Below are 26,016 nucleotides of genomic sequence, written 5' to 3' on the forward strand. Positions count from 1 at the left end.
TGTCCATGATCTCCTTTATGGACACAACATTGAGGTGCCCGAGTGCGGGCGATGATTACGCGCTGGATCAGGGAAGGGAAGACGGTGGCGGTCGGACGCTTACCCACATCGTCCATGCCCAGGCCGACGAACCAGCGGAACAGCAGGTTGAAGTCGAGTTGCTCGACGAGCTGGCGCTCGCTGCGAATGGTGAAAAGGATCTGCAGGAGCAGAGCGCGCAGCAACTGCTCGGGTGGGATAGACGGGCGGCCGGTATGCGAATAGCGTTCGTCGAACAACGTACTCATGTTCGCGAGGATGCCGTCGACCAGCGCACGCAGGGTACGCAGCGGATGGTCCTTCGGAACACGTTGCTCAAGACTCACGTAGCTGAACATCGACGTCTGGGGATTCTCTTGGCCGCGCATGGAAAATCTGGAAAAGTAGAAGAACGATTCGAGGTGGAAGTCTGCCTCAAAACCCGCACCCGGAAACAGAGCCGGGGTTTCTCACCAGCCTGCTAAAGCTCGAAAAATGGGCAGACCGGGCGAAATCCGCCCCCCTTATCCTTCAGCACGATCTCGTTCAGCACCGACGAAGTGACAGTGCCATCCGTGGCCAAGGTCAGCGTCTCCTCGGGCTGGAGTGTGGTCGCAGCCGGCTGCTCCGGCGACAATTTTGCCGAACGCTACGAGTAGGCCATGCAAAGTGTCTCTGACGAGCCGATGCGGGCAAAAGCAAGTGGTGGATAGATCGCGATGGATGTCAGCATACGTACCTCCGGCGTCAGGCTGGTGCCCTGAGAATGCCGGTTGGAGCGAACGGCACGGATGCGTAATCAGATGCGGCGAAAGCGGTTCAACGGCCTACCTTCGGGCGCTGGCGCTGGGGTCGCGCCACCGGTGCCGCTAACAACGGGATCCCCGATACAGCCGATCTCTGCTTCTATAGTCGCCTGCCCGAGCATGTGAGCAAGGCCTGTGACCTTGATCCGTATGCCGTCTGCCACCTGCCCTCCGAAGCGGATTGCCTTGCCGTTGATCTCGATATCGCCCACGACAAAGGACGCGCCCTCCGGTGCCTCCAGCACACCACGTACCGCGCGGCCTCCGGACCCGCGCGTGTAGGTCCAGCAGTCTTCGGGCGCGACACCATCCGGCACGTCCCAGCCGGCGAAAGATATCGACTCAAAGGCGAGTTGCGGCGGATTGGCCAGAGCAACGAAGTGCCCGGCGCGGGCCAGTTTGTTGACCTCGGCGCCGATGGTCGGATCGCTGTGCCGTTCTCGCGCGCCGTAGTTACCGCAAATAATCAGTTCACGCGCGCCAGTCTTCAGTGTGCCGTCCGGATTGCTGCGAACTACGCAGGCTCCGGCCACGAGTTCTACCGCCGCGCCGATCGTGTTCGGTCCACCGATCATGTGCATGGCGCCGTCCGAACTGTTCGCGTTCCAGCGGTTCACCGGCTTGTAGTTGCCCAATCCGTCCACGAGGTCGGACATCTGGACATCCGGCGACACGTGCTCGCGGTAAAGCGCAAGCACCACTTCAGGCTGCCGCCGGAACAGAGCGCAGAAGTAATTTCGGTCCTCGCAGGTGAATGTGATTTTTAGAACTTTGCCGTTTGCGTCGCGGGTGGTGCTCCATTCGCAGTACTCGACCTGTTCGAACCGGCTCTCCTCCGCCAAGTTCCAGCGCTCATCATCGGTCGCAGAGGAAATGGTCAGCGGGCGCGGAAAAGCTGTCCAGCCGATTTCCTTTTCGACCGCGTCGGCCTCGATTCCATCCGCCGGATTGAAGAACTGGTTGCGGGATCCCGCGAAGGTGGTCTCCGGCGGATTGCGCGAACCTTTGAAATAGCCATTGACCTCCGTGTGCCAATCCGCAGCGGCATCGGCGTTCATTTCAGTCAGACTGCCGGGGGCGGTAAACTTGAATACCATCGGGTCATCCTCCAATCCGTGATGCGATCAGGTCAGGTACTTCGAAAATAGTTGCGTCGGGTGCCATCATCACTGGCGCAGCGTCCGGCAGGAGCGAATCAACGGGCAGCGTCAGCGCGAATTCCGAAACGCCGAGTGTGCGGAAATACCGGCGTCGCGAAACCACCAGCCGCATCAGGTCGCGAACCCCTTGTTCAGTCTGTAAACGCCGTTTGGCGGCCTCGTAGTATGCGGCGATCTGTGCGCCGATCCGCGCGCGCTGAGCCGCATCGTCGCCCGTCGCAATCCAATCCAGAACCTGAGCCTCATCCGAATCCGGCCGGGCGACGGCCTCGGCCGCGAAAGCGTCTAGGATCAGGGCCTCGCAAGACGCCGCTCCGGTTCCTAGGGCACCGGACTTTGGCATGTGCCGCTGTAAACCCGCCCGACGCGAGGATTGGATCGGATTGCTGAAATCTACGGCGAGGATCGCCCGTACCAGCCCTAAGCTCAAAACTCCCCGGTCGATAAGCGCAAAAATGATGCTGAGATCCTCGAAGGCGGGCGAAGGACAGGCGAGCACAAAGAAGGCCTCGCCTATCTGGCGAAAGTCCGCTGCTGGATCTTCCAGCGCGATGCCCAGATCATCGATGGCCTGCAACAGGTGTCCACCGTCCACCTGAATGCGCCCGCGGATAGTTTGCGGGTCGAGCAGCCGGCTCCAAGCCTCGACGTTGAGCAGGATTTCGGGCGGAACGTTGACCTTGACTCCGGCTGCTAACTCGCGAAATTCACGATCTGAGGCGACTAGATTCACTGACGTTGTCTGAACCAGTTGCCGCAAGAAAGTGTCCGCAGCGCTCAGCGTCCCGGCCTGAATGGAGCGGTCAAAACGCGCTTCGGTCCAACGGTCGATACCAGGCTGGACGATGTCGCGCTCAAGAATCTCCGCCCCCTGCGAATGGGTCATCAGCCGATGCCCGAGGATGGGATGGCCGGGCGCAAAGGCCTCAGGCGGGATTAAAACGGACTGGCTGTTCCAATGCAGCCAAGGTGCGCGCAACTCTTTCATGACCAGCGAGCCGTTCACGTGACCGTCAAAGGGCCCGCGGCCCCGGGTCGGTGGCTCCAGCGCATGTGTGCCGTCGCCGGAATAAAACCAGACATCGTCCCGGCGCTGGTAGAAATTGTAGGCACCCTTGCTGGGGTCCCAAGACAACACCTGCAGCAAACCGGTATTAGCGGATGGGCGATCATCGACGCTCAAAAGTATGAGACGGCCGCTCGCTCCGGTTCGCGCGACGACAAAGCGCAGCTCTCGATTCAACGATGCAGTGACCGGTGTGAAGGGGATCTGCCCGCCCTCGCCCACCAGAAACACCTGCTCTTCCGGCACGGCGGCATCGGCCAGCGCCGCCGCCGCCGACAGGATGTCGAGCCTTTCTAGCAAAGCATCGACTGTCATCGGGCGTTCGTCCCGGCGCAGGATCAACAAGGCAAAGGGATCGCTCAAGGCCGCGAGGTCTGGGGCTGTCAGCGGCACCGGGGCGGCGTCGAGGCCGACTACCATCCGCAGCACCGGCGGCACCGCGGCTGGGGCGACCCCTGCAGATGGCGCGGCGGCGTTCACAGGGTTTCTAGTCAGTCCGGCCAGGCTGCGCTTGTCGAAAGGCGTTCGCGTCATGACCTACTCCAGCTTCGGCGAGAGCGCGCGGGTCGAACAGCGCCGCTCAGGAGGCCACTTGGGGCTCCACTGATTCTCGTCATATCAAGAGCTTCCATGATCAATCGAGATTGTGGGGAATGCAGTTGGGTAGTGCTTGGGGTTGTGCTGTGGCGATGTCGACCGAAACTCTGTCTCGCTGAGGTCCTGCACTCTCCGGCTGTGCCAAAACCGTGAGTGTCCCACGGCATTCGCATAATGGCGCGGCATCGCGCGGTGCGTCCGTTCCGCCGTGCGCGCCACTAATTCGGCATAGATATCGAGCGCCTCATAGTTGCCCGCAAGTGCCTCCGCCGCCGCGTTTCCGGCAAAGAACCCGCCAGAAAGTGCGTTGAAGAGGCCTTGCGAGGCAATCGGGTCAAAGCTCGCTGCTGCATCTCCAGCGGAAAGCCAGCCTTGCCCGGCGCAGGGAGAGAGACGGGCATTTCTGGCATCCCAAGTCTCGGCCTTTTCAGAAAAACCGTTCGGCCTTGGCAAATAGACGGGCCATTCCACTGCCGTGCTGGGGTCGCTCAGAAAGCCCATCGTTCCGCCATGCCGCATCGGTAGCGCGTACCACCAACCATTTGGGGTCGCTTCGATCACTAGCCGTGAAAGGACTCCTTTGGGCAGAAAACAGGTTCGCGCCACAAGCGGCGCACCAAGACGGAGGCGCGCCCCGAGCCGGCGCGCCAGATGCGCAGGCCGGCCCGTTGCATCCACGACAAAACGGGCGTGCAACTCTTGTCCCGGCCCCGCCGTTATCCGCCAGTCGCTCGGCACACCGGTGATCGCACGGAGCCGCGATGCGTGAAAACGGCCGCCCAAAGTTTCGACGCGCGCCTGCAAAAGGCCTACAAGCGTTTGCCTATCTATGCTGATCGCCGGGCGGTTCAGCATCGAGACATGGCCTAGAACTTCGGGCCGGGCCGTCGACCACAGGCTCAGTGCAGGGTGCAGCGGCACCGCCGAGTCCAGGAGATCCCCAATGCCCAGCCGCGCGATGATTGACTCTGCGGCGGGCGGCAGCATCTCGGAGCGCGGTGTCTGTTGAGTGGCAGGTGGCGTCAGAACGGCCACGCTCGACCCGCGTTCTAGCAAGGCAATCGCAGCGGCCAGACCGGCCGGTCCGCCCCCCGCGATCAACACATCGAAACGCGGATGCACCTTCAAATCTCCCCGCGGTTGAAGCGCTTGAATGTTGGTTCGGGCTCTGCTACCGATGCCCGCGTCGGCCCAGCGACTGGCGCGGGTGGTTCGTGCTGATAGAGCGCTGTCACATCGCGCGCCAGCTTCAGCGTGAAGTCGCCCTGCGAGAACCTTGGCCAGCGGCCGGTCTCGACGAAACACGGGTCAGGCAGGCCGATTCCCGGCGGCGGCGACTTCGCCTCGACCATCCCAAGCCGCCACCATTGCGACACCATGCTGTCGATGCGTTCAAGATAGCCACGCCCCTGAATGTCGCGCAGCCAGAGGCGGCGGTTGGAGAAATGACGCTGCCGCTGCAATTCCGGCTGGCCGGGCAGGATCGCGAGCTCGAGCGCTTCGGCGGGCATTACCTGGTTCGGGACCCGTGCGCCCCAAAAGCTGGGCGACGAAAGATAGAGGCTTGGTGTGTAGAGGTCGGCTGAATTGCAGGAGGCCTCATCCGTCTGCCATGGCACGCCAAGCCAACGCGTCAGCGACCCAGGGCCCGAGGCGCCATGCGGCCCGTCGTGTGCCAGTGCCACTTCCTTGGTCAGAACCGGACCGTAGTCCTGCCTGACCGGCTCACCTTCAGGCAGCGTGCGCAGGCGATAGGGCGCCTCCCACATGGTCGCCAGCCGGAAGGGCCATGTGAGCTCAATACCCGGATGGAAGGGGCCGCCGAGGCACTCGTGCATGCTTGCCCGGTCCAACTCTTCGATTTGCTGTTCGGGCGTCAGGGCGTCGAAGACCGGTAGTTGTGGAATCCCTGTCCAGTCCGAGGCAAATCTTCCTTCCGCCCATCTCCTGAGATGGGCGTATTGCGTTTCTGTGACTGGCAGGTACTCCAGCGCCGCATCGACGCTGTCACCGAAGGTATCGCCGTAGAAAGGCGGCAGCCCTGCCGATTGATCCTGCGGCGGCTGCGGGCGGAAGAGCGCAAGTACGGCCTCGCGAAAGGCTGCGACCTGAGAAGATGTGTTGGCCAACCGCGTAATGACCGCCGGGTCCCGCGCGTCCAGCGGCGTGCCCTGCCCGGCCAAGAGCAAGACGCCATCATTGACCCATTGATGGGCGCTCATCCGGTCGAAGATGGGCCAGATGTCCTCAGAAAAGGAGGTGCTTGTCGGTTTGTCTATCCACCCCTGACGAATGTAAAGATCGCGCACAACGTCATCCATGGTGACAACACCGAACAGCCCCGGCCCGAAATTCGGCGGTGCTACCACCACATGCGCCGGCTTCGCCTCAAAAAACTGACCGTCAATTTCAAAACGGGCGCGTACCGGCCCGTCACAAGTGTCGTCGTGCCACCCGTCGTTGTTGGCAAAGGTCGTGGGCCGTGCGCCGTGCAATCGGGGCTCCGACACACCAACGCCGCCAAGAAACAGCAATCGTCCGGCCTCGTCCGTCTGCAATTCGCCAAGGTAAACACGTTTTCCAAAAAAGGTTCCGTCGTCGAAGCGATACTGAGCCCCGTGCTGATTCGGGCCCGAAATTTCGCGCGTGGCGGGCCGAATGTTAAGACTGTCGCGCGCTTGGCCGGCCCAGGCCATATTGCGTTTTTGTGGCTCGTCCACGTAGGAAGTATCCAAGTCCATCGCAAAATGAAACTGGTACCAGCCGGCCTTGAGATTGGCGACCTGGACCCGCCATGTCAGCCTGCCTTCAGCCGCCGTTACTTCGCGTACTTCACCGGATTTGAGCGATGCATAGACCCGAAAACGGGGCACCTGCCGCTTGATCATGCCGCCGCTAATGCGATAACCGTCCGGGTCTTCCGGCACTCCACCGCGCACTTCCGCAGCGAGAAACCACGCATCGGGTGCGTTACCGATACGGGCGATTCCAATAGACGGATGTATCGAAAGCGATTGAATATCCTCGGCATGCATCTATCTATCTTTCTCACTGTTGGAGTAGTTCAGAAGACCATCGGGCTCGGCGGCGCCCAGTTTCATTCACTTAAATCGATTTCGGTGCTGTTGACCTCATTGGTTTCGAAGCCGGAAGACTTCAACACCCTGACCTCGATCGCAGCAGCATCCGGAAACTGATTAATGTCCACTTTCCCGGCGTCCGGACGATCAAGGCCAACGTCAAGCGTCTGCCAGAGCGAACTTCCCTTTTCGCGCGCCTGCAGCGTGTAGGTCGCGTTTGGATCGACAGGACCGGCCTGCATCAAAGGCACCGAATGGCCGCTCCGTGGCCCAATCCCAAACGCCTCGGCCGCTTCCGCCGGTGGGCGGGGAGGCGGCGTGGAAAAGGACGCAAGTTCCCGATCAGCATGCATGAGGCGCAGCACCTTGGCGCCTTCAGGCAGTTCAAAGAAGGCCTGGAAGGTGCCTTCATCTACCACGTCGTCACAACTGCCGAATTCGGGCGTTACCGGGATCTCTGCTAGCCTCTGGCCACCTTCGGTTTCGACCGATATTTTTAGGACGCTTTCCCGACGTTCCGTCGGCACGTTGACCTCCAGGGCAGGTTGCACCGCGACGAGCTGGCCAGAATTGTCCGCCCGATTGAAGGTCCCAACGGCCTGAATCCATTTCTTGCTCATAGCTTCTCCCACTGCTGCTACCCGACCGCCGGTGCGAACTGAACGTCCTCCAAATGCAGCCGATCAAAGATCTGGTTGTAGGTGTGGCGCGAAACCCACTGGTTTTCGCAATAAGTCATGAAATCGCTGTTGTCCGAATGCGGCAGAGCGCGCATCGGCAGCCCGAGGTCAGAATCGCCGATGTCGAAGCCGACGCATCCCTCTGCAGCGTCGGAAATCCGCCCGTTGGGGTAAGGAAAGCTCGAAAGCGGATCGCGGTCCTGGTTGCAATGACCCGGATGGCGACAGCCGAGCGTGTGGCCGAATTCATGCGCGCCGTACCAGTCGGCATAAGAGCCATCGCCGTCCCAAGAAAACCTGCTGCGGCCCGCTGGCCCTATGGCCACCGTCGTCGGGTCCGGCGCAGCCGCCACCTGTGTCGCGCGCCCCCGAAAAAAGTCGCTGTCGTCGGCAATCAGCCCGTAATAGTGCGTCCGCGGATCCCGTCCCGCGTTGACATCGGCTTGCCGGATCAACTGCAGCCGCAATAGCACTCGCGCGGCCAGGGTCTGCCACAGCGGGTCGTTCTGCGTGCCGTCGCTGAAAGGCGGCTCTACGTTGCTGCCGATGGGCACGACGATCTGCGACCATTCCAATGCGGAAATCGGGTAAGCGCGCGTCAGGTAGGAACGTAGCAAATCGAAATGCAGCGCGTCGGGGGCAAAACTTCTTGGCGGATTCGGCCGCTTGTCGATGTAGCGCAGGCCCACGACTCGAATGCGAAAGGGCGGTGCGGACACGAAATGCACCTCGACCTCATTGTCAGGATTGCTGATCGGAACGTCGTCCCCCATGGCAACCGGGATGATCCGATTAACCCGAACATATAACGTTCCGACCTGTTGGGGCGGCAGCTCAATATTGAGGCTTTCATCGGAGTTGACGCGCTGCGCCTCCAGTTCTGGATGAGCCGCGGATCGCAACGAGACGATGTTGCGCGAAACTATATATTTTTCAGGCCCAACTCGCGTTGAAGAGACTGCGATCTCTGCTCTTACGCGAATGTTCCGCGAGAGGCCGTCAGGTTTGACGTAGACGCGAACCACGGTGCGCTTCTGCGCGATCAGACGGACATCATGTGCTAGGTTCTGGATGGCCTGAACCACTTCTACCCCCGCGATCTGCACGGTACCACCGGAAGCTTCTGAGAATATGCTTCTCCGACCTGCCGTGGCGTCGAGCCCGAGAACACCCATAACACCTCCCAGCTAACTAGTAGAAATGGAGTTGTTTCCAATTGAGTACGATCTCCTGCATTCTAAAATTCAGTTGCTTTTTTTTGGTGCTGAGATTGAACTCGTCCCCCACTTTTCTGCCTTGTTTGACCAGCGTGCGCGCGCTGATGGCGAACAGATCTATCAGAAGTCCCATTTCCAGAATTTTCCTATGAAGTTCCCCGTCAGCAATTCGTGAAGATTTCGTGGTTTTGTTGTTGGATGTCTGGCACTGGTCTGTATGCAGCTTGACGAACGCTTCCCGCGAAGGTTTATGGCAGGAAGCTCAGCCTTCTGAGTTGCAACAGGCATTCAATCTAGATGCACCATCAAGTTCATTCATCCCCCATATTGGGTAAGTACCCACCGTCATACCGGATCTGTGCCCCACGAACTATCTCCCCCTCCAATTGGATGAGATGCACATACCTCGACGGCATGGAACATCATGTAACCATTGTTCCCGCTACCATGCGGCGAGGCCTCGCGTGGGTCATGGGTCGTTCGGAGGTGTCATGATCAGGGCACGGAGCAGTACGAGGTCGTTGCGCGGGTTTCTTGCGAGGCGGGGGCTGGACTGGAGACGCAAGCAGGGGGCGGGCTCTTAAAGGGTTTCAGCGCGTGCTTCAGGCGCATACCGTCGAGCTGCTTTCAATCGACCTCGCGCTGTCACCGACAGGCAGATTGGAGCCCATTGATGATCGGCACATGGAGGCCAGAGCCGGAGCGGCTTAGTGGAGCCCTTACGCTTTGACGGACGCCTCGACCTTGGGCGGTCCATCGTGACGCTGCTGCCATTTTGTTCGGCAGGAAGTAGGCGGTGGCATGCAGGAGCAGCTAGATGTACGAGTACCGCCAGGCCCTGATGCGCATGCACCAAGGCGATTCCGAGCGCGAGATCGCGCGTTCGAAACTTATGGGACGCCGCAAGGCGGCCCGATTCGTCGAGTTGGCGCGCGCCCAGGGTTGGCTCGGTCCTTAGCGTCCCTTGCCCGAGGACGCCGAGAGCGCCGCTGCGTTCGGGCAGGGCGTCTCCGGCGTGGTGATCCACACCACGCTCAAGCGTGAGCATGGTTACCGGTCACTACTCCGCGTGCGCCAGCTGATCGCGCAGATCGGCCGCGAGCAGCCCTCCGAGGCCACGGTGCGGCTCACCTTCGCGCAGTGGCGAGGCCTCACAGGTGGACTTCGCCGCTGGCCCCAGCTCGTCGATCGGGCGACCGGGGAACTGCGCCGTACCTGGGCGTTCGTGATGACGCTCCTTTTCTCGCTTCGCCAGTACGTGGCGTTCGTCTGGGACCAGAGCGTGCGTACCTGGCTGGGCTGCCATCGCCGCGCCTTCGAGTGGTTCGGCGCAGTGCCCGTGCGGCTCATCATCTACAACGCCAAGTGCGCGATCACCCGGGCGTGCATGCACGACCCGCAGGTGCAGTTCGCCTACACCGAGTATGCCGACGGCTATGGCATCCGGATCGACGCCTGCGCGCCGCGCGACCCGCACAAGAAGGGCATCGCCGATGCAGGCGACGCGCCGCTCGATTACACGCGCAGCTATCACCGGATCGATTCACGGCTGGCGCGCGTGTTGCACATGGTGGTCGGGCTCTGGGCGCATTGTCACGAGGTTTTCGACGACGCGTTTGTCGCCAACGCCCCGTTCTTTCGGGAGTTCCTTTTGCCCTATGGCGGGCGCTGGAGCAGTTGCATCAAGCTGAAGGAAGAGAGCTGCGTGGCGGTGTTTTTTGCGGTGACGCGGCGGCCGGATCGTGGGCCTTTCGATGGCGACGATCTCCTTCTGTGTGAGAGGCTGTCTTCAAACCTCTCAGAGGCCTTCCGCCTGAACTGGCAGCGACGGCTGTCGGACGACGATGCGGGCCTCATGTCGGCAGTGCTTCATCAGATTGGCGTGCCGGTGTTCCTGCTCGACGCTGACTGCCGTATACGCTTCTCGAACCGCGACGCGCGTTCCGTGATGTCGGCCCGCGGTGCGCTGTACGAACTGGATAGCCGCCTTGCGCTGCTGCTCGCCGACAACGACCAGGCGTTTCGCGCGCTTGCGAAGTTGTTCCATGGCAAGGCGGGCGATGACCGCTTTCCGGCAAGTGGATATCGTCGCTGGCGGCGAGCGGGCGCGAAGGCGTGTGGCCGGCATGATGATCAGTTTGCTTTTGCCCGAGTGCACGATAGGCGCATTTGGCGGAAGTCCGGCCTTGCTGGCGGTCGCGTACGAACAGCGCGGGATATCGGAGCCCGATCCGGCGGTCGTTGCGAGCGCTTTTGGCTTGACGCGGACGGAAGCGCGCATCGCCATCCCGTTCGCGCTGGGTTTGTCGGTGGAACAGATCGCGTAGCGCCGCTGCAAGGCAGTGAGTACGGTATGCAGCCAGGTTAAGTCCATGCTCGCCAAATTGGGTTGCACTCGACAGAGCGGGGTATCGGGACGAAGACTGAGGCTTCCCCATGCGACTTCAGCTTTTACGCCAAGCATGCAGCCGTGCCGCTTTGCGGCGTCGGCTGCATGCCTGCGGCAACCACACTATGGTACTAGGAATAAATCTGCTCTTGAGAACCATCAAACTTGGTGAATTGGAAGGCCAAAACGCCGGGTGAGAGTTCTGCGTAGCTGCGCGCATAGGCTTTAAGCAGCTCGATGGCCACCTGCTCTCCGAGTTGAAGCGAATAAGTTCCGTCGGATCGCCAATGGACGCCAGCTATATTGCGCCCAAGAGCGATATTCGACGCGAGCTTATTCAATTCACCTTCGATCGTCAGCGAGCACCCGGCATAGGCCGTGACTGTCTCGCGACCGGTCTTGTCCACCGTGATGTTTATCGGGTTGGGAAGTTCACCACTCACATCGAACAGCGCTTTCAAAATAGTTACACACGCGCCGGCCACGGTGGCGTGTCCCGCGCCGTAGGCGGGGTGCATAGGCGAACCTTCTGGAAACGCCATAGGCAGCAAGGCCGAGCCATAGCGCAACAGGTTTCCTTGCACAGCGATCGAGTTCATCAGGCTTGCGGGTAGATTGAAAGTGCCCGGCATACGGCGCTCCACATCGATACGTCCAGCGTAAACCTCGGGGCGCATACGCAGGTGGACAAACCATTTCTGGAACCATACGGCCTTGAGTGCAAGTGCCGCTACTTCGCACATCATGCCGATGTGACCCGGGGCACCGAGAGTTCCAAATCCCTCCTGCTTCAGCCCATCTGGGGCGTAAGGGCTCACCGTGGACGGTTTGGAACCAATGCCCCCCCCCACTGAGGAGGCGGCTCCGGTGCTCGCAAGAAGGATGAGGCACGCATTGAAGTAGCCTTGGAACAGCACATCGATGTGTACCCATTGCGACAGATCGCGGCCATTACGCAAATAGTGCAATTCATCGTCGAAATGACTAGGCACGAAATCGCGCTTCCCTCCGTTCTGGACGGCGAGCCATTCGTTCCAGACGGTCATGAAGTCCTGACCAGCTCGAAGAGTCTTATTGCGCTGGTGGAACCCCTGCACGCCGAAGGGCACCGGATGTATCAAGAACTGCGATATGTACGGGCCAACGCGATCGCCAGGTGTCAATCCGCGAAACAGCAGTTCTGGAGTAATGTGTCCTGCTGCAGTCGGTGCCAGTTCTTCACTTCGTTGAGCAGGGGTCAGGTCTGGACGTTGGGTGACGTCCACGCGCTCGGCGACCGCAGCATTCCTTAGCTGGGTGAGCTCGAGCGCCGCTTGCTGTGCGATTGGACTTGACGTGTATTCATTGAAGGATACGTCGCGAAGTGCCGCCATCCAGTAGTTTTCGGCCATCTCAAACGTCAGCTCGTCGCTGCCGAATTTTGGCGCGGCCGGCATGGCGAACTGCTGCGGATCTCCGCCGACCACTGCAAATGCTCGACCCGCTGCCGGATTGACCCACTTGCGGGTATCGGCGCCGCAACCGCGATGTGTGTCGCTGATGTTCTCGATGGCAGCGAACACCGCCAGACGATCACTGGAGAGAGCATTCGCGAATGCCGTAAAAGCGGCCGGATCGACCAACCCTGTCTTAGCATCGTGCTTCAAGCCCTTACTGAAGCTTCCCCGTTTGTCATTCTGCGCGAAATCTCCGTTGTCCGGTTGATACGGTCGAACAGTTGATACCACCTGAGATGACACCGAGTGCCTATGTTTCTCCGCGTTTTCCCTTTCGTTGCCTGCTCCAAGAAAGCGATTCGGATCGACTGCAAAGACTGCCATAGCTATTCTCCTGGCTCATGTTGAGGATTGATTTCCCATTCACGTCAAACTATCCGTCCGATACGTCTGGGGAAGTCGCTTGCCGACTCTTAGTGGGAAAAAATGGGGTCAGACCCCGCTCTTTCCCGTCGTCGTTCGGGGTCGTTTTCGTCATGGTTGCGCCATCGGACTAGCTGAGGACTTGACCGTGGGTAGTAAGCAAATCAATTGGTGCCTTTAGGCAGCGCCTTGCGCATGAATGCTTCGATGAAGTCGGCGCCGGCATAGCCCGCACCGATCAGCGTCGTTATGACTTCGGCCGGGACACTCTCATCGCCGGGAGGACTCAATCCTATTGCTGCCAATGCGCCGGCGGCAGCGCCGATCAGAAGGCTGACGACGAACTGCTGCGGAACGAACGCAACACGCATCTTTTCGATGCTGCCGGCTTCTTCGCCGAGTTTTTTCATTCCGGCAATCACGCGCACCGCCTGCCCTATGGCGCCACAAATCAATCCCAGACCCAGCAGATTCATCCACTCATTTATGTTCATCATGACCTTTGCCTGAGCGCGTAGCGCGTCGCCTGCGTGATTTGACTGCCAGCCAAGAACTGCCGTCCCTAAGTAAATGTGATTCCCTGCAGCGCGCAGCAGACGGCTGGGGAAGAACACTCATCGTCATGTTAGGGATCAAACGACACGCCTTAATCCTCCAAATTGGGTAATCCACTGGATATCGGATTGACCCCGCCTCGCAACCCGTCGTCTCCCACATCCGGATGAGACGCGCATACCGCGACTGCATGTAACATCATGTAAGCATCGTCTCCGCCACCACGCGGCGTGGCCTTGCGTGGGTGATGCGTCGTTCGGAGGTGTCATGGAACAGGGCTCGGAGCTGGACGAGGTCGTTGCGCAGCTTTATGAGGCAGGCGCCGGCTTGGCCGGCGTGAGCTGGGCGCAGGCGCTGGCGGGAGTGCAGTGCTTACTCAAAGCGCATGCGGTGGTGCTGCTGGCCATGGACGTTTCGCGGCGCGCGATGCTGTTTCATGCCGAGGCGAGCGATGCGCCGCCGGAGGCGTTGCTCGATTACACACGCAGCTATCACCTGATCGATCCGCGGTTGGCGCGTTTGCTGCCTATGGCAGCTGGGCGATGGGCGCATTGTCATGAGGTGTTCGACGACGCGTTCGTCGCAGCCGACCCCTTCTACCAGGAGTTCCTGCTGCCCTATGGCGGGCGCTGGAGTAGCGGCATCAAGCTGATGCAAGACGGGGATGTGGCGGTGATCTTCGCGGTGACACGGCGGCTGGATCAGGGGCCGCTGGTGGGCGACGCGTTCGTGCTGTGCGAGCGGCTTGCCTGGCATGTCACCAAGGCGTATCGCCTCAATCAACAGCGCGTGCCGCCGGACGATGGCCCCGGCGTGGTGTCGGCAGCGCTGCATCAGCTCAGCGTGCCGGTGTTCCTGCTCGATGGCGGATGCCAGATCAGATTTTCGAACCGCAGTGCGGGCTCGCTTTTGTCTTGCGGTGGCGCGCTGTACGCGCTGGACGGCCGTCTGGCCTTGCGGCATGCGGACAACGACCGGGCCTTACGCGCGGTGGCGAAGTCGCTGTACGGCAAGGCGGGTGACGATCGCTTTCCGGCCAGTGCCTATCTGCCGCTGGCGGTGAGCGGCCACGAAGGTGTGGCGCAGCCCGAGCGGAGCCGCGTGCTCGGCATGATGCTCAGTTCGCTGCTGCCCGAGCGCACGATAGGCGCGTTCGGTTTCAAGCCTTCCTTGCTCGCGGTGGCGCATGTGCTGCAGGGCGCGTCGACGCCCGATCCGGCGGTCGTGGCGAGCGCCTTCGGGCTTACGCGGGCGGAGGCGCGGATCGCCATCGCGATTACGCTGGGCCTTTCGGTGGAACAGATCGCTGAACAGCGCTGCAAGGCGGTGAGCACGGTGCGCAGCCAGGTGAAGTCCATGCTCGCGAAAATGGGCTGCACTCGTCAGAGCGAGGTGGTGAGCCGTGTGCTTTCATTGCCCTTGATGTTCCTCGGCATGCGGTGCGACGGCGAGACGGCACACCGCCCGCGCCGGCCGACCAACGAGGCCGCAGCGCACGCACGTGCGGTTGCGCTCGGCCCGAACCCGGGCGCGCGGCGTATGCGCACCGCACCCCGCGGAGGCGCCTGAGCAGAGCAGGGCTTGCGTTCGGCATCGGTAATTGAGCTCGGACCATAGTGGCGGCACCAAGCAGGCCAGCCACCGGCTGCGCCGGCGTCGATGTATGCGCGGTGATGCGAGCGGGTGCGAGGTGATGGGGCGTCGGGAGGTGTCATGGAGCAGGGAGCGGAACTGCATGCGGTCATCGAGCAGCTTTATCGCGCTGCGACGGGCAGCGCCGAGGCGACCTGGGCGCGCGCGCTTTCAGACGTGATGCGCGTGGTGCGGGGCCATACGGTTGCGCTCTGCGAGATCGAGGTGTCGCGGCGAGAGCTTCGGTTCCATGTCGAAGTTGGCGTCGTGCCGCCCGGAGCGCGGCGTGCGTTCAATAGACGAGTCCGCCAGGGTGATCCGCTGCTGAAGCGTCTGCACGAAACGAGCCCGGGATGCTGGGTTCACTGTCCTGAACGGGTCGTCGATGCAGTCGTTCGTAGCGAGCCCCTCTACAAGGCATCTCTGCCGCCCGATGAAGGACGCTGGGTCAGTGGCATCAAGCTGATCGCGAGCGGTGACACCGCCGTCAGTCTGTTGGTCACACGGCGCGCAGAACTGGGGCCGCTGGCAGGAGATGACGTCCTGGCCTGCGACCTTCTTTCCTTTCACATCGCAAAGGCCTACGCGTTTGCGCAGTTGCACGCGCGGCTCGGACGCCAGCATGCGGCTGCTGAACTCGTGATGCAGCACCGCGGTTCGCCGATCGTTTTGCTGGATGGCGAGTGCAGGGTGCTCTTTGCAAACCAGCCTGCCCGCTCGCTGATGTCGTCTGGTTCAGCGTTATCAGAGCGTGAAGGTCGCGTTGCGCTCGCACACCCAGAGGACGACCGGGCCTTGCGAGCACTGGCCGACAAGCTTTATCGCGAGGCGGACGCTGCGCGATTGTCGGCCGGACCCCATCCCAAGTTCGCGGCCAGCGAACATGTCGGTATTGCGCGTCCGGCAGGGTTGCGTGTCGCGGGCATGATGCTGATGCTGCCGCAGGATAAAGAGACGTCGGCTTTCATTTCGTGTCCGGTGCTGCTGGCGGTGGCGCATGAACTGAAAGGCGATCTTCAGACAAACTCGAGCATCCTGGCCAGCGCTTTCGACCTGACGAGAGCGGAAGCGAAGGTGGCCATGTGCATTGCACAGGGCATGCCGGTGGCGCTGATCGCCGAGCTGCATGGCTTGGCACTCAGCACGATACGGCGCCTGGTGCAGTCCGTGATGGCAAAGACGAACGGCATCCGGCTGGTCGAGATGATCAACCGTATGCGATCCATCCCGTTCATGTTTTCGGTCTGCGGTGGGATGACGAGGACGGTACGGCAACAGCGGCGTTTTCGCCGCGTCGTCCTGCTCCACCCTCGCCGCACGCGTCCGGAATGTTCGCACCGGATGACTTCGCCTGAAGCCTGGAGGTGACCCGTCACCTTGATGGCTGCCGGATCGCCGGGGTCAATCGGGTTGTGCCGCGCAGGCTTGCGCGCTTGAGCGGCGTGCGCCTGCCCCGAGTGCTCAACGACCGCGCCGCCAGACACTCCCCGCCAGCGCCGCGGCCAGCCCGACCAACGCCCACGCCGGCAGTGGCACATCGCCGTCGTTCGGAGTGCTGGCGGTCGCAGCGGTGACCGCGAAGCTCGCGCTGACGGGTGTGGCGGCGAGCCAGCTGTCGTTGCCGGGCTGGCTGGCCTGCACGGTGCAGGTGCCGGTGGCGAGCAGGCTGGCGAGATTGCCGACGGTGCTGCACACGGTCGGTGTCAGGCTCAGATAGCTCACTGCGAGACCTGAACTCGCACTGGCGGCGAGGGCGACCGGGCCGGCATCGAGCGCGGTGGCGGCGGGGGACGGGAAGGTGATGGTCTGCAAGCCGCGCGCCGGTTTGATGGTGAAGCCCAGGGTGACCGAAGGGGCGGCGAACCAGTCGCCGTTGCCGGCCTGACTGGCAACGATGCTGCAGGTGCCGGCGGCGATCAGTGTGGCGGTGCTTCCGCTCACGCTGCAGGTAGCCGGTGTGATCGACGCGTAAGTCACTGTGAGGCCGGAACTGGCGAGCGCTTCCAGCGCGACACTGCCCTGGTCCAGCCACACATCGCCCGGCGACGGGAACACGATGGTCTGTTCAGCGCGTTCGTCGAAAGCGAGGTTGAGCACGATGCTGCCGGTGGCGCCTTCGAAGCCATCGACCGCGATGCGGTAGGTCGTGCCGGCTGCGACGACGAACTCCAGCTTGCTCTGCGATCCGTCGCCGCTGTCGTCGTCGCTCGCCTGCAGCGTGAGCGAGGCGAGCACGCTGCCGGTATAGACCGCGAGCATGGTGTCGAAACTGCTGCCGTTCGTGTCCAGCGTGAGCACGCCGGATGCCGGCGCGGTCCAGGTCCACCACAGCGAGCGCGTGGCGGCGGTGCCATCGTGCGCCGGCTCGCCCGGTTCGCTGCTGGCCAGGGTGTTGCTGCCGCTGTCGCTGTCGGCCGTGCCGCTCAGTGCGCGGGCGGCGGCGAAGGCGTCATTGCTTTCGGTGCCGACGCCGGCCACCGCGGCGCCCACCGCCAGACGCGGGCGCTGCAGGCCGTTGCGCGCATCGGTGATCATGGTTCCGCCCAGCGTGAGCCGGCTTTCGAGCTGGGCCGGCGTGTCGAGCGGGAAGCGCTGTTTCAGCACGGCCACCGCGCCCGCCACCATGGGCGCGGCGAAAGACGTGCCGTCCAGCGTGTTGCCGCCTATGTTGAGCACCGATCCCGGCGCGAACAGGTCAAGCGGCTCGCCGCTGTTGGAATAGCAGGTCACCTTGTCCGCCGCGGTCGTGCTGTCGGTGCAGCTGCCGAAGGCGCGCTGGCCGACGTTGGCGTCGTAGGTAGCGCCGACCGCTACGGCGTTGGCGACGCAGGCTGGTTCGGCGACACCGCCCGTGTAGCTGTCGTTGCCGGCGGCGATCACGACGACCAACCCTGCATTGCGTGCCCGGCGCACGGCGGCGACGTAGGGCGTCAGCGTGCAGGCGCTGGCGTTTTGCTGGGTGTCGCCCAGGCTCAGGTTCAGCGCAGCGATGTTGTAGGTGGCGCGCTGCGAGATGGCCCAGTCCATGCCCTCGATCACGTCGGAATCGAAGGCGCCTTCGGGCTCGAACACGTCGATGGCAACGATGGATGCTTGGGGCGCAACAGCCAGCGCCGTCATCGCGACCTTGCTGCCGTGGCCATCGGCATCACGCGCATTGTCTTCGACAGCCGCTTCGTATGCCGCGACCACCCTGCACGTGCCGGCGGGCACGCCAACCGCCGTGCAGGCGCCGAACGGCGCCAGTGTGTAATCGACACCGGTATCGAGCACCGCCACCGCCGTGCCCGCGCCCTGATATCCCGCACTGACTGCCGCCGGCTGGCCGATCAGCGGCAGCGCCTGCGCGCCGATTGCCTTGCGCTGCTTGTCGGCATAAATGGCGGCGACCCGGTCGTCGTTCCGCAGTGCGCGCAGCGCATCTGCATGCTTCAGCGTGAGTGCCAGCAGGGGCATCGTGCTATAGCGGCGGTGCACGCTGACACGGTCGACCGGCAGCGCGGCGATCACAGCCGCCTTCATCGTGTCGCGCCGCCGCTGCACCGTGCTCGACATCCGCACGCTGTCGTCGTCGATCAACTCGACGATCACCCGCGGCGCCTCGCCGCGTTCAAGCGCCGCGGCCACGTCGGCGTCGACATGGCGCGGGGCGGCGTGGGCGGCCGGATGCGCCACCATCAATGCGGCCAGTGCGCCGCGCAGCAGAAGGAATGGACGTCGGTGCGGCATGTGCGTCTGCAAGGCGGGTCCTGAGGCTGTGACTTTGCCGCAGCTTCGTTCCAGCCGCATGTCAGTGTGATGTCAGCGGACGCCATCTCTCGGCGACAGCGTGGCTGACAGCGGTGACGGCTGCTGCTGCAGCGGCGCCGAGCAGAAAGCGCCCACCGGATTTCAGGAAGGCTGACCAGGCCAGAATCGGCGAACTGCCGCCCGGGTCGTGCGCGTCGCGATGCAGGCTCCACAGCTCGGCGTCGAGCACGAAGGGTGCGTCGAGCGCGAGCAGCAGAGCCAGGGCGGGCAGGGCGCACAGCGCGCGCAGCGGCCATTCGGCGGCGTGCTGTGCCGGCCAGGCAGCGAGCAGGGCAAGGAACAGTGTGGGCGCCAGCCAGAAGGTCGCCAGTGGCGTGGTGATGACGGCACGGGCGCGCGGGTCGGCGTAGGTCACATGGGTGCCGGTCAGGATCAGCTGACGGATGCCGGCTTCGAGGCGGATCACCGTGTCGGCGCCGGTTTTCGTGATGTCGAGAGACAGCACGTTGTGATGACGATCGATCAGGTCCATCGTCAGCGCGATCGAGGGCAGCAGACGCTGCATCAGTGCCTCGCCCTGCCACAGCACAAGCGCGCCGATGAGGCACAGCGCTGCGACGAAGCGCAGCGCGAGACGGCCCGGATTCATCGGTAGCCGATGTCCGGTTCAGGTTCGGCAACGGGCGCGCGGTGCATGATCCACTGGAAATACAGCGCCAGCAGCGCCACCAGCACGATGGGCCCGATGTAGTTGTGCAGCCAGTCGAACCAGTGCGGATCACTTCGCCAGGCGAAGAACAGCGCCGTGATGCGTGTGACGTTGAGCAGCCACACGAGCAGCAGTCCGGCCAGCCAGCCACCCAGTCGCCAGCGCCAGGCGAGCGGCGCCACGGCGAAGGCGGCAGTCATCAGCCACAGCAATTCTGCACCGTCGCAACCCTGCAGCACATTGATGCCGCCACCCGGTGCCTGCACGCGCGGTCCGGCGGCCGCGGCGCCGCTCTCCGGCTGGACGGCGGCGATCAGCACGACGGCGGCGCGCACATTGAGATCCTCGACCCAGAGCCGGAACAGCGCGCTGTCCTGCTGCACCGACCAGCCCCACTGCAGCGCGGCGAAAATCAGCGCAAACAGGCCGACCCGCCAGAACGCCATGGTGCCGACCGAGTCATCCGCGGGCTTGCCTTCCGTCACGGTTTCGAAGTTTCCGATTCACGTTTGCGCAGTCGTGGCCTGACCGCAGCGCCAAGCAGTGAAGCAGCCAGTGCGCCCAGGGCCCAGGCGGGAAGAGGCACATCACCCGACTCGGCGACCGGCGGATCGTATTCGAGGGTCAGCAGCGGCACATTCACCCCGCCTTCCCGACTGACCATGCGCTTGGCGGAGCGCGTCGTCGCTTCGGAACCGTGGATCAACCAGCCGTGGTTCGACGCAGGATCATTCACCCATCCCTGAATGTCGGCCAGCATTTCCGGCGTGCCTGCCCAGACGAAGGCGCCGGTCGAAACCATCGGGATCGATGCGCTTTCCACCGCAAAGTCGCCACCCGGGGTGCTCCAGCTACGGGGCGGGGCAGCCGCATGGTAGCGCTGCGTCCAGGTGACGTCGCCCGGTACGGCAACCTCGCCGCCGCCGTTGCCGCCGCCGCCTGAACCCGAAGCGCCCTCACCCCACGAGGCGAGCACCCGGTGCAGGCTCGCAACACTGTCGGCGGGCGCGCCATTTGCGATGCGGTCGATCACCACACGCAGTGAAGCAGACCGGACGGTCGATCCGGGAGGAACTTCGGAGAGGTCGAAGCGCACCAGGGCACGTCTTGAAAAACCGGCCGCCGTGGCGCCGATGAACAGATGGGAACCGGAACCGTTGGCCAGACCCGGCTCGTCGCCGAACAGGGTCGCATCGGCCGCTGGCGCGCGCTGCATTTCGACACCTTGCGCCGCACCGGCAATAGCAATCAGCACGAGTGAAAGACACCACGGCCGCACATGGGGAACCGCCTCAAATCCCGACATGGCACTCATGCGACGGCTCCGGAAAGGTATGCGACGGAGTCTAGGTACGAAACGTGATGATTTCGTGATGCGTGGGTGCGCCTGTGCCGCGCGGCGCACGAGGTCAAGGAGCGCTGCGCCGTGCGGTCGGTCAGAATGCCTTCAGCTTTTCCATCAACTGCGCAAAGTTGATCGGCTTTGCGAGAAAGTCGTCCATGCCGGCGTCCAGGCAATGGCGCCGGTCGGTTTCGAAGGCATTTGCGGTGAGTGCGATGATCTGCGGCTGATGCCCCGGGCAGCTGCGGATCGCGTGCGTCGCTTCGAGGCCGTCCATCACCGGCATGCTCATGTCCATCAGGATCACATCGTAGCCACGTTCCGACCACAGTCTGAGCGCTTCGGCGCCGTCGTTCGCGAGATCGGGTTCGACACCGAGACGCTGCAACATCCGCTGCACCAGCAGGCGGTTGACGAGATTGTCGTCGGCCACCAGCACACGCAGATCGGCCGGCAGGCGTGGCGCTGCGTCAACCGTCACGGCTGACGGGGGGCTGCTGGCGCCGGCTTCGGTGAGTGGCAGAACGAAGCTGAAGGTACTGCCCGCGCTGGGCATGCTGTCGACGACGATCAGGCCGCCCATGGCCTGCACCAGCCGCTGGCTGATCGCCAGCCCGAGGCCGGTGCCGCCGAAATGGCGGGTGGTGGAGGTGTCGACCTGGGAGAACGGGCGGAACAGCCGGGCGCGCTTGTCGTCAGCGATGCCGATACCGGTGTCGATGACGGCCCATTCGACGCCCGGTGTGCCGTCCGCCATCGGTGCGGGCCGCACGCGCAGCACGACCGATCCGGCGGCAGTGAACTTGATGGCGTTGCCGACCAGATTGACCAGCACCTGACGCAGCCGGCCCGCGTCGATCATGGCGTGGGTGTCCGGTGCGACCGCCGAGTCGAGTTCAAGTGACAGCGACTTCGCCCGCGCCTGCGGCCGGGTGATCGACAGCACGCTGTCGTGCAGGTCGGACAGCGTGCTGGCGTGGATGTCCAGCTCCAGGCGGCCCGCCTCGATCTTGCTGAAATCGAGGATGTCGCTGATCAGGCCGAGCAGCGAATCACCGCACTCGAGAAGGGTGTCGACGTACTGTGTCTGTTCCGCATCCAGGTCGGACGCCGCCAGCAACTGGGCCATGCCGATCACGCCATTCATCGGCGTGCGGATTTCGTGGCTCATCGTGGCGAGGAAATCGGACTTCGCGCGGTCGGCCTGTTCAGCCAGCGCCAGCGCTTCGGACAGCCTGGCAGTCCGTTCGATGACCTGCGATTCAAGAGAGGCGGCGAGGGCGCGCAGCGCCTCGTTGCTGTCGAACAGCTCGCGCGCCTTGTCGTCGAGCAGTTTTTCTGCCGCGTGCCGGGCCGCGCGTTCGCGCGCCAGTCTGCGCTCGTACAGCGCGATCTGCCTGTCGTCCGGCGCCGCGTTGCCCGGGTCGCTCATGCCGTGCCGCGGGTGAGCGTGAAGCGGATGACGCTGCCGGGCGCATCCGAAATGTCTTCGCGGCGGATGCCGATGTTCTCGTTGAAGTGCGCGATGCAGGCGGTGATCAAGCCTTCCGCGAGGTCGCCGAAGTGGCGGTCCGAGCGGTAGGTCATTTCCAGCGTGTTGATGCCGTCGCCGCCGATGTCGAAACGCGGCGGCCGTGCGTCCGGGTAGAGTTTGCGCACTTCGGGGTGGATGATGGATTCGATGCTCGACAGCATGTGGAAGGAGTCATTCATGCCCTCGAACAGGTGGCCGTAGCCCTTGTGGAAGCGGCCAAACAGGTATTCGCCGAAGGTGCGCACCAGTTCCGGAACCGTCTTGCCAGTGCGTGCCGACAGTTCGACCACCATCTTCACCAGTTCATGATGGTCGTATTGACCCACTGCGGTGTAGGCGCCGCCATTCGGCGGCGCAGCCGCCTCGATGACTTCGTCCATCAATTCGGGCGAGTAACGTGCCTCGACCATGTCGATGAATTCCGTGAATACCATGCCCTTCATGCCCAACCTCCCCACTTACTGCTGACGATGCCCGGTTAACGGCGCTGTCAGTGAGGCCTGAAGCCTTTATACTTCGCGGCCTTAGCGAGGAGAAAGCACCATGAAAAAAATCGAAGCCGTCATCAAGCCATTCAAGCTCGACGAAGTCCGCGAAGGCTTGTCCGAAGTGGGTGTGACCGGTCTGACGGTGACCGAGGTGAAGGGTTTCGGCCGGCAGAAGGGCCATACCGAGCTGTACCGGGGCGCCGAGTACGTCGTGGATTTCCTTCCCAAGATCAAGATTGAAGTCATCGTGGCGGACGAGACGGTCGACCGCGCAGTCGAGGCCATCATCAAGGCCGCCCGCACCGGCAAGATCGGTGACGGCAAGATTTTCGTCATGTCGGTCGAGCAGGTCATCCGCATCCGTACCGGCGAGTCGGGCGAAGAAGCCATCTGACGGCCCGCCCGGTTTCCGGGGCACCCCCGAACTACTGGCCGGACATGGGTTTGAGCAGCACCATCAGGGCCCCCGCGCCGCCTTCGTGCGGTCGGGCCTGACAAAAGGCCAGCACCTCCTGGCGGTGCATCAGCCAGCCCAGCACCAATCCTTTCAGTACCGGCTCACGCCCGGGCGAACCCAGTCCCTTGCCGTGAATGACCCGCACACAGCGCAGGCCGCGCCGGTGCGCGTCGTGCATGAAACCGACCACCAGATCGTGCGCGGCATCTCGCGTGGCGCCGTGCAGGTCGATCTGCCCCTGCGACACCCAGCGGCCGCGTCGCAGGTCGCGCAGCACCTGCTTGCCCAGGCCGGCGCGCAGGAATGACGGCTCTTCGCCACCTTCCAGACGCAGATCCGTCGACAGCGGCCCGCGGATCGATTCGGCCAGCACAGACCGGTCGTCCGCTTCACGCTGCACCGGCCAGGCGCGCGGCGGCGGAGTTTCGAGCAGGATGCGGTCGGTGTACAGACGATGCACACCTTCCACCGCCTGCCTGAACAACGCGATGTCTTCAGCGTCGGGCAGCGCCGGCGCCGGGTGGCGCCGCCTCTTGTTCGAAGACATCGCGCTTCATGTCCAACCGGAATCAGGCCAGACCAAGACTGTCGAGGTAGCGCTCGGCATCGAGCGCAGCCATGCAGCCGGTGCCGGCACTGGTGACCGCCTGACGGTAGATGTGGTCCTGCACGTCGCCGGCCGCGAATACGCCGGGGATGCTGGTTGCCGTGAAATCGCCCTTGCGCCCGGCCCTGGTGACGATGTAGCCGCCTTCCATGTCGAGCTGGCCCTCGAACAGCGAGGTGTTCGGCTGGTGGCCGATCGCGATGAACACACCGGACAGCTGGACGTCTTCGGTCGTGCCGTCGAGCGTAGATTTGACGCGCATGCCGGTCACGCCGGTCTTGTCGCCCAGCACCTCGTCCAGTGTGCTGTGCCAGCGGATCGTCACCTTGCCCTGCGTCTGCTTGTCGAACAGCTTGTCCTGCAGGATTTTCTCGGACTTGAACTTGTCGCGACGGTGCACCACGGTCACGTGGCGTGCGATGTTGGACAGGTACAGCGCCTCTTCGACCGCGGTGTTGCCGCCGCCGATGACCGCGACATCCTGGTTGCGGTAGAAGAAGCCGTCGCAGGTCGCGCAGGCCGACACGCCCTTGCCGGCGAATTTCTCTTCCGACGGCAGGCCGAGGTATTTGGCGCTGGCGCCGGTCGCGATGATCAGCGCGTCGCAGGTGTATTCACCGTTGTCGCCGACCAGCCGGATCGGCTTTTCGGTCAGGTGGGCGGTGTGGATGTGATCGAACAGCAGTTCGGTTTCGAAGCGCTCGGCGTGGCGCTGGAAACGCGCCATCAGGTCCGGGCCCTGCACGCCTTCGGCATCGGCCGGCCAGTTGTCGACATCGGTCGTGGTCATCAGCTGGCCGCCCTGGGCCATGCCGGTGATCAGCACGGGTTTGAGATTGGCGCGCGCGGCATAGACCGCAGCGGTGTAGCCGGCGGGGCCGGAGCCCAGAATGAGAAGACGCGAGTGCCGTGAAGCCATGACTTGATTCCGGTGAGGTGGAAGAACGAAGAAGCTCGAGAACAGACCGCGCCCGGTAAACGCGGACGCCCGAAACGCCCGGGCGCTCCGGAATTGACGAGGCACCGAAGGGACGGATTATAGCGATCGCGCCTGCGCACCATCGCTCTCAAGTTCTTGTGTCATCCGCCCGATAAACAAGACAGATATTGGGGCAATTTGTTTCCGGTGTGGAAAAGTCCCTATAATCAGGGCCGCATCAGTGTTTGTGGCTCAACCCCATCTCCGGCGACGACGCTGTGGCCCGGAGATTGACCACAGGCGCGACGATCCATTCAAAGCGGCGCAGCCTGTTCCCGTCAGGCATGCTCGCATCAGGAGGTCTTGAGATGGTAACGGCTCACCCCGTTTCAGTTACGGCTTTGCGTACGTTTTCGATGTTCAGCGGGCTGCCCGACAGTTCGCTCGACCCGGTCGCCAAGGTATCCAACATGCGGCGCGTGCCGCGCGGCTCCATCGTGGTCCGCGCCGGCGACAAGACTGACTTCGTATACCTCATCCTGTCCGGCAGCCTGAAAGTGCTGGTAAGCGACGAGGAGGGCCGCGAGGTCATCCTGTCGATGCTCGGCCCGGGCGAGCTGTTCGGCGAGATGGGCGTGCTGGACGACAACCCGCGATCGGCCACCGTGGTATCGGTGGTGCCAAGCGACCTGATCGTCATTGCAAAGAGCGACTTCAAGCGTGTGCTGCAGGAGAACTTCGACGTGTCGATGTTCATCATGCGCAACCTCGTGGCGCGCCTGCGCACCGCCGACCGCAAGATCGAAAGCCTCGCGCTGATGGACGTCTATGGTCGCGTGGCCCGCCTGCTGCTCGAAATGGCCGACGAGGTGGACGGCCAGAAGGTCGTGAACCGGAAGATTTCCAAGCAGGACATTGCCAAGATGATCGGTGCGTCGCGTGAAATGGTGTCGCGCGTCATGAAGGACCTGCACCTGCAGGGCCTGATCGAGGAAGCCAACGGCAAGATTCACCTGCGCGAACGCCTCGAAACGGTTTGACGCTTCCAGGTCGCCGCTTTCCGACACGGGCCGCTGATGCGGCCCGCGTCTTATAATCGGGCCTGTTTTCACCCCGGCCCCGCGCCATCTCCCCTGTGGCGAAAGACGCTC

Annotated in this window: 23 protein-coding genes; 5 read left to right on the top strand and 18 right to left on the bottom strand. The window is 63.1% G+C overall.

Translation table 11 applies throughout. The features are described 5' to 3' along the window. From NMQ14_RS17640 to NMQ14_RS17675, 8 genes are all read right to left on the bottom strand, one after another. On the bottom strand, window positions 1-407 hold a 407-nt coding region (locus NMQ14_RS17640; protein WP_257098187.1), incomplete at its 3' end, for a transposase. 410 nt (window positions 408-817) lie between these two features. Continuing rightward, window positions 818-1,921 (bottom strand): hypothetical protein, encoded by a 1,104-nt coding sequence (locus NMQ14_RS17645; RefSeq protein WP_257098188.1) that lies wholly within the window; start codon window positions 1,919-1,921, stop codon window positions 818-820. A gap of 4 nt (window positions 1,922-1,925) precedes the next feature. Then, the gene (locus NMQ14_RS17650; protein WP_257098189.1) at window positions 1,926-3,584 is read right to left on the bottom strand and encodes a hypothetical protein; all 1,659 of its coding nucleotides are present in this window, start codon (window positions 3,582-3,584) and stop codon (window positions 1,926-1,928) included. Between the two features lie 84 nt (window positions 3,585-3,668). Next, window positions 3,669-4,769, bottom strand: a complete 1,101-nt coding sequence (locus tag NMQ14_RS17655; RefSeq protein ID WP_257098190.1) for an FAD-dependent monooxygenase — start codon at window positions 4,767-4,769, stop codon at window positions 3,669-3,671. A 2-nt stretch (window positions 4,770-4,771) separates the two neighbouring features. Beyond that, a complete protein-coding gene (locus NMQ14_RS17660; protein ID WP_257098191.1) occupies window positions 4,772-6,682 on the bottom strand; it encodes a LodA/GoxA family CTQ-dependent oxidase in 1,911 nt (636 codons plus the stop codon). Window positions 6,683-6,744: 62 nt separating this feature from the next. Continuing rightward, window positions 6,745-7,347: a hypothetical protein gene (locus tag NMQ14_RS17665; protein ID WP_257098192.1), complete on the bottom strand. Its 603-nt coding sequence runs from the start codon at window positions 7,345-7,347 to the stop codon at window positions 6,745-6,747. 17 nt (window positions 7,348-7,364) lie between these two features. Continuing rightward, window positions 7,365-8,582: a hypothetical protein gene (locus NMQ14_RS17670; protein ID WP_257098193.1), complete on the bottom strand. Its 1,218-nt coding sequence runs from the start codon at window positions 8,580-8,582 to the stop codon at window positions 7,365-7,367. A gap of 16 nt (window positions 8,583-8,598) precedes the next feature. Continuing rightward, the gene (locus tag NMQ14_RS17675; RefSeq protein ID WP_257098194.1) at window positions 8,599-8,757 is read right to left on the bottom strand and encodes a hypothetical protein; all 159 of its coding nucleotides are present in this window, start codon (window positions 8,755-8,757) and stop codon (window positions 8,599-8,601) included. Window positions 8,758-9,588: 831 nt separating this feature from the next. Here NMQ14_RS17675 and NMQ14_RS17680 point away from each other — a divergent pair. Beyond that, complete coding sequence (locus tag NMQ14_RS17680) at window positions 9,589-10,992, top strand: DDE-type integrase/transposase/recombinase (RefSeq protein WP_257098195.1); 1,404 nt, start codon at window positions 9,589-9,591, stop codon at window positions 10,990-10,992. Between the two features lie 152 nt (window positions 10,993-11,144). On the opposite strand, the gene NMQ14_RS17685 is transcribed toward NMQ14_RS17680, so the two are convergent. Continuing rightward, window positions 11,145-12,833 carry a vanadium-dependent haloperoxidase gene (locus NMQ14_RS17685; protein ID WP_257098196.1) on the bottom strand — a complete coding sequence of 563 codons (1,689 nt, stop codon included), beginning with the start codon at window positions 12,831-12,833 and terminating at the stop codon, window positions 11,145-11,147. 203 nt (window positions 12,834-13,036) lie between these two features. Then, on the bottom strand, window positions 13,037-13,369 hold the full coding sequence (locus NMQ14_RS17690; protein WP_257098197.1) for a hypothetical protein: 333 nt from the start codon (window positions 13,367-13,369) through the stop codon (window positions 13,037-13,039). A 385-nt stretch (window positions 13,370-13,754) separates the two neighbouring features. On the opposite strand from NMQ14_RS17690, the gene NMQ14_RS17695 reads away from it, so the two are divergent. Both NMQ14_RS17695 and NMQ14_RS17700 read left to right on the top strand, forming a co-directional pair. Next, complete coding sequence (locus NMQ14_RS17695) at window positions 13,755-14,996, top strand: hypothetical protein (RefSeq protein ID WP_257098198.1); 1,242 nt, start codon at window positions 13,755-13,757, stop codon at window positions 14,994-14,996. 144 nt (window positions 14,997-15,140) lie between these two features. Further along, window positions 15,141-16,427, top strand: coding sequence for a helix-turn-helix transcriptional regulator (locus tag NMQ14_RS17700; protein ID WP_257098199.1), 1,287 nt, complete (start codon window positions 15,141-15,143; stop codon window positions 16,425-16,427). Between the two features lie 93 nt (window positions 16,428-16,520). Here the strand turns inward: NMQ14_RS17700 and NMQ14_RS17705 are convergent, their stop codons facing one another. The 6 genes from NMQ14_RS17705 to NMQ14_RS17730 form a co-directional block, all read right to left on the bottom strand. After that, window positions 16,521-18,788, bottom strand: a complete 2,268-nt coding sequence (locus NMQ14_RS17705) for a S8 family serine peptidase (RefSeq protein WP_257098200.1) — start codon at window positions 18,786-18,788, stop codon at window positions 16,521-16,523. Window positions 18,789-18,849: 61 nt separating this feature from the next. Continuing rightward, a complete protein-coding gene (locus NMQ14_RS17710) occupies window positions 18,850-19,458 on the bottom strand; it encodes a hypothetical protein (RefSeq protein WP_257098201.1) in 609 nt (202 codons plus the stop codon). After that, window positions 19,455-20,003, bottom strand: a complete 549-nt coding sequence (locus NMQ14_RS17715; RefSeq protein ID WP_257098202.1) for an exosortase/archaeosortase family protein — start codon at window positions 20,001-20,003, stop codon at window positions 19,455-19,457. Before NMQ14_RS17715 ends, NMQ14_RS17710 begins: the two co-directional genes overlap by 4 nt. Beyond that, on the bottom strand, window positions 20,000-20,833 hold the full coding sequence (locus tag NMQ14_RS17720; RefSeq protein WP_257098203.1) for a DNRLRE domain-containing protein: 834 nt from the start codon (window positions 20,831-20,833) through the stop codon (window positions 20,000-20,002). The genes NMQ14_RS17715 and NMQ14_RS17720 overlap by 4 nt, the downstream gene beginning before the upstream one ends. Before the next feature lie 121 nt (window positions 20,834-20,954). Then, window positions 20,955-22,292 carry a response regulator gene (locus NMQ14_RS17725; protein WP_257098204.1) on the bottom strand — a complete coding sequence of 446 codons (1,338 nt, stop codon included), beginning with the start codon at window positions 22,290-22,292 and terminating at the stop codon, window positions 20,955-20,957. Further along, window positions 22,289-22,837 (bottom strand): heme NO-binding domain-containing protein, encoded by a 549-nt coding sequence (locus NMQ14_RS17730; protein WP_257098205.1) that lies wholly within the window; start codon window positions 22,835-22,837, stop codon window positions 22,289-22,291. Before NMQ14_RS17730 ends, NMQ14_RS17725 begins: the two co-directional genes overlap by 4 nt. A gap of 100 nt (window positions 22,838-22,937) precedes the next feature. Here NMQ14_RS17730 and NMQ14_RS17735 point away from each other — a divergent pair, with 100 nt between their 5' ends. Next, window positions 22,938-23,276: a P-II family nitrogen regulator gene (locus NMQ14_RS17735; RefSeq protein WP_069039828.1), complete on the top strand. Its 339-nt coding sequence runs from the start codon at window positions 22,938-22,940 to the stop codon at window positions 23,274-23,276. Between the two features lie 31 nt (window positions 23,277-23,307). Here NMQ14_RS17735 and NMQ14_RS17740 read toward each other — a convergent pair whose 3' ends face one another. Next, entirely contained in the window at window positions 23,308-23,886 is a 579-nt protein-coding gene (locus NMQ14_RS17740; RefSeq protein WP_069039829.1) for a Smr/MutS family protein, read from the bottom strand. Between the two features lie 22 nt (window positions 23,887-23,908). After that, window positions 23,909-24,865 (bottom strand): thioredoxin-disulfide reductase, encoded by a 957-nt coding sequence (trxB, locus tag NMQ14_RS17745; protein WP_257098206.1) that lies wholly within the window; start codon window positions 24,863-24,865, stop codon window positions 23,909-23,911. Between the two features lie 401 nt (window positions 24,866-25,266). Here trxB and NMQ14_RS17750 point away from each other — a divergent pair, with 401 nt between their 5' ends. Then, on the top strand, window positions 25,267-25,905 hold the full coding sequence (locus tag NMQ14_RS17750) for a Crp/Fnr family transcriptional regulator (RefSeq protein WP_257098207.1): 639 nt from the start codon (window positions 25,267-25,269) through the stop codon (window positions 25,903-25,905). The last annotated feature ends 111 nt before the right edge of the window (window positions 25,906-26,016 follow it).

Origin of the sequence: Methyloversatilis sp. XJ19-13 (assembly GCF_024580155.1) — a bacterium.
Taxonomy (GTDB): domain Bacteria; phylum Pseudomonadota; class Gammaproteobacteria; order Burkholderiales; family Rhodocyclaceae; genus Methyloversatilis.

Coding starts and splice junctions, on each gene's coding strand:
- NMQ14_RS17710 (WP_257098201.1), bottom strand. CDS start 19,458: ATGAATCCGGGCCGTCTCGCGCTGCGCTTCGTCGCAGCGCTGTGCCTC.
- NMQ14_RS17670 (WP_257098193.1), bottom strand. CDS start 8,582: ATGGGTGTTCTCGGGCTCGACGCCACGGCAGGTCGGAGAAGCATATTC.
- NMQ14_RS17685 (WP_257098196.1), bottom strand. CDS start 12,833: ATGGCAGTCTTTGCAGTCGATCCGAATCGCTTTCTTGGAGCAGGCAAC.
- NMQ14_RS17700 (WP_257098199.1), top strand. CDS start 15,141: ATGGAGCAGGGAGCGGAACTGCATGCGGTCATCGAGCAGCTTTATCGC.
- NMQ14_RS17645 (WP_257098188.1), bottom strand. CDS start 1,921: ATGGTATTCAAGTTTACCGCCCCCGGCAGTCTGACTGAAATGAACGCC.
- NMQ14_RS17705 (WP_257098200.1), bottom strand. CDS start 18,788: ATGCCGCACCGACGTCCATTCCTTCTGCTGCGCGGCGCACTGGCCGCA.
- NMQ14_RS17725 (WP_257098204.1), bottom strand. CDS start 22,292: ATGAGCGACCCGGGCAACGCGGCGCCGGACGACAGGCAGATCGCGCTG.
- NMQ14_RS17665 (WP_257098192.1), bottom strand. CDS start 7,347: ATGAGCAAGAAATGGATTCAGGCCGTTGGGACCTTCAATCGGGCGGAC.
- NMQ14_RS17740 (WP_069039829.1), bottom strand. CDS start 23,886: ATGTCTTCGAACAAGAGGCGGCGCCACCCGGCGCCGGCGCTGCCCGAC.
- NMQ14_RS17735 (WP_069039828.1), top strand. CDS start 22,938: ATGAAAAAAATCGAAGCCGTCATCAAGCCATTCAAGCTCGACGAAGTC.
- NMQ14_RS17720 (WP_257098203.1), bottom strand. CDS start 20,833: ATGAGTGCCATGTCGGGATTTGAGGCGGTTCCCCATGTGCGGCCGTGG.
- NMQ14_RS17660 (WP_257098191.1), bottom strand. CDS start 6,682: ATGCATGCCGAGGATATTCAATCGCTTTCGATACATCCGTCTATTGGA.
- trxB (WP_257098206.1), bottom strand. CDS start 24,865: ATGGCTTCACGGCACTCGCGTCTTCTCATTCTGGGCTCCGGCCCCGCC.
- NMQ14_RS17690 (WP_257098197.1), bottom strand. CDS start 13,369: ATGATGAACATAAATGAGTGGATGAATCTGCTGGGTCTGGGATTGATT.
- NMQ14_RS17650 (WP_257098189.1), bottom strand. CDS start 3,584: ATGACGCGAACGCCTTTCGACAAGCGCAGCCTGGCCGGACTGACTAGA.
- NMQ14_RS17730 (WP_257098205.1), bottom strand. CDS start 22,837: ATGAAGGGCATGGTATTCACGGAATTCATCGACATGGTCGAGGCACGT.
- NMQ14_RS17675 (WP_257098194.1), bottom strand. CDS start 8,757: ATGGGACTTCTGATAGATCTGTTCGCCATCAGCGCGCGCACGCTGGTC.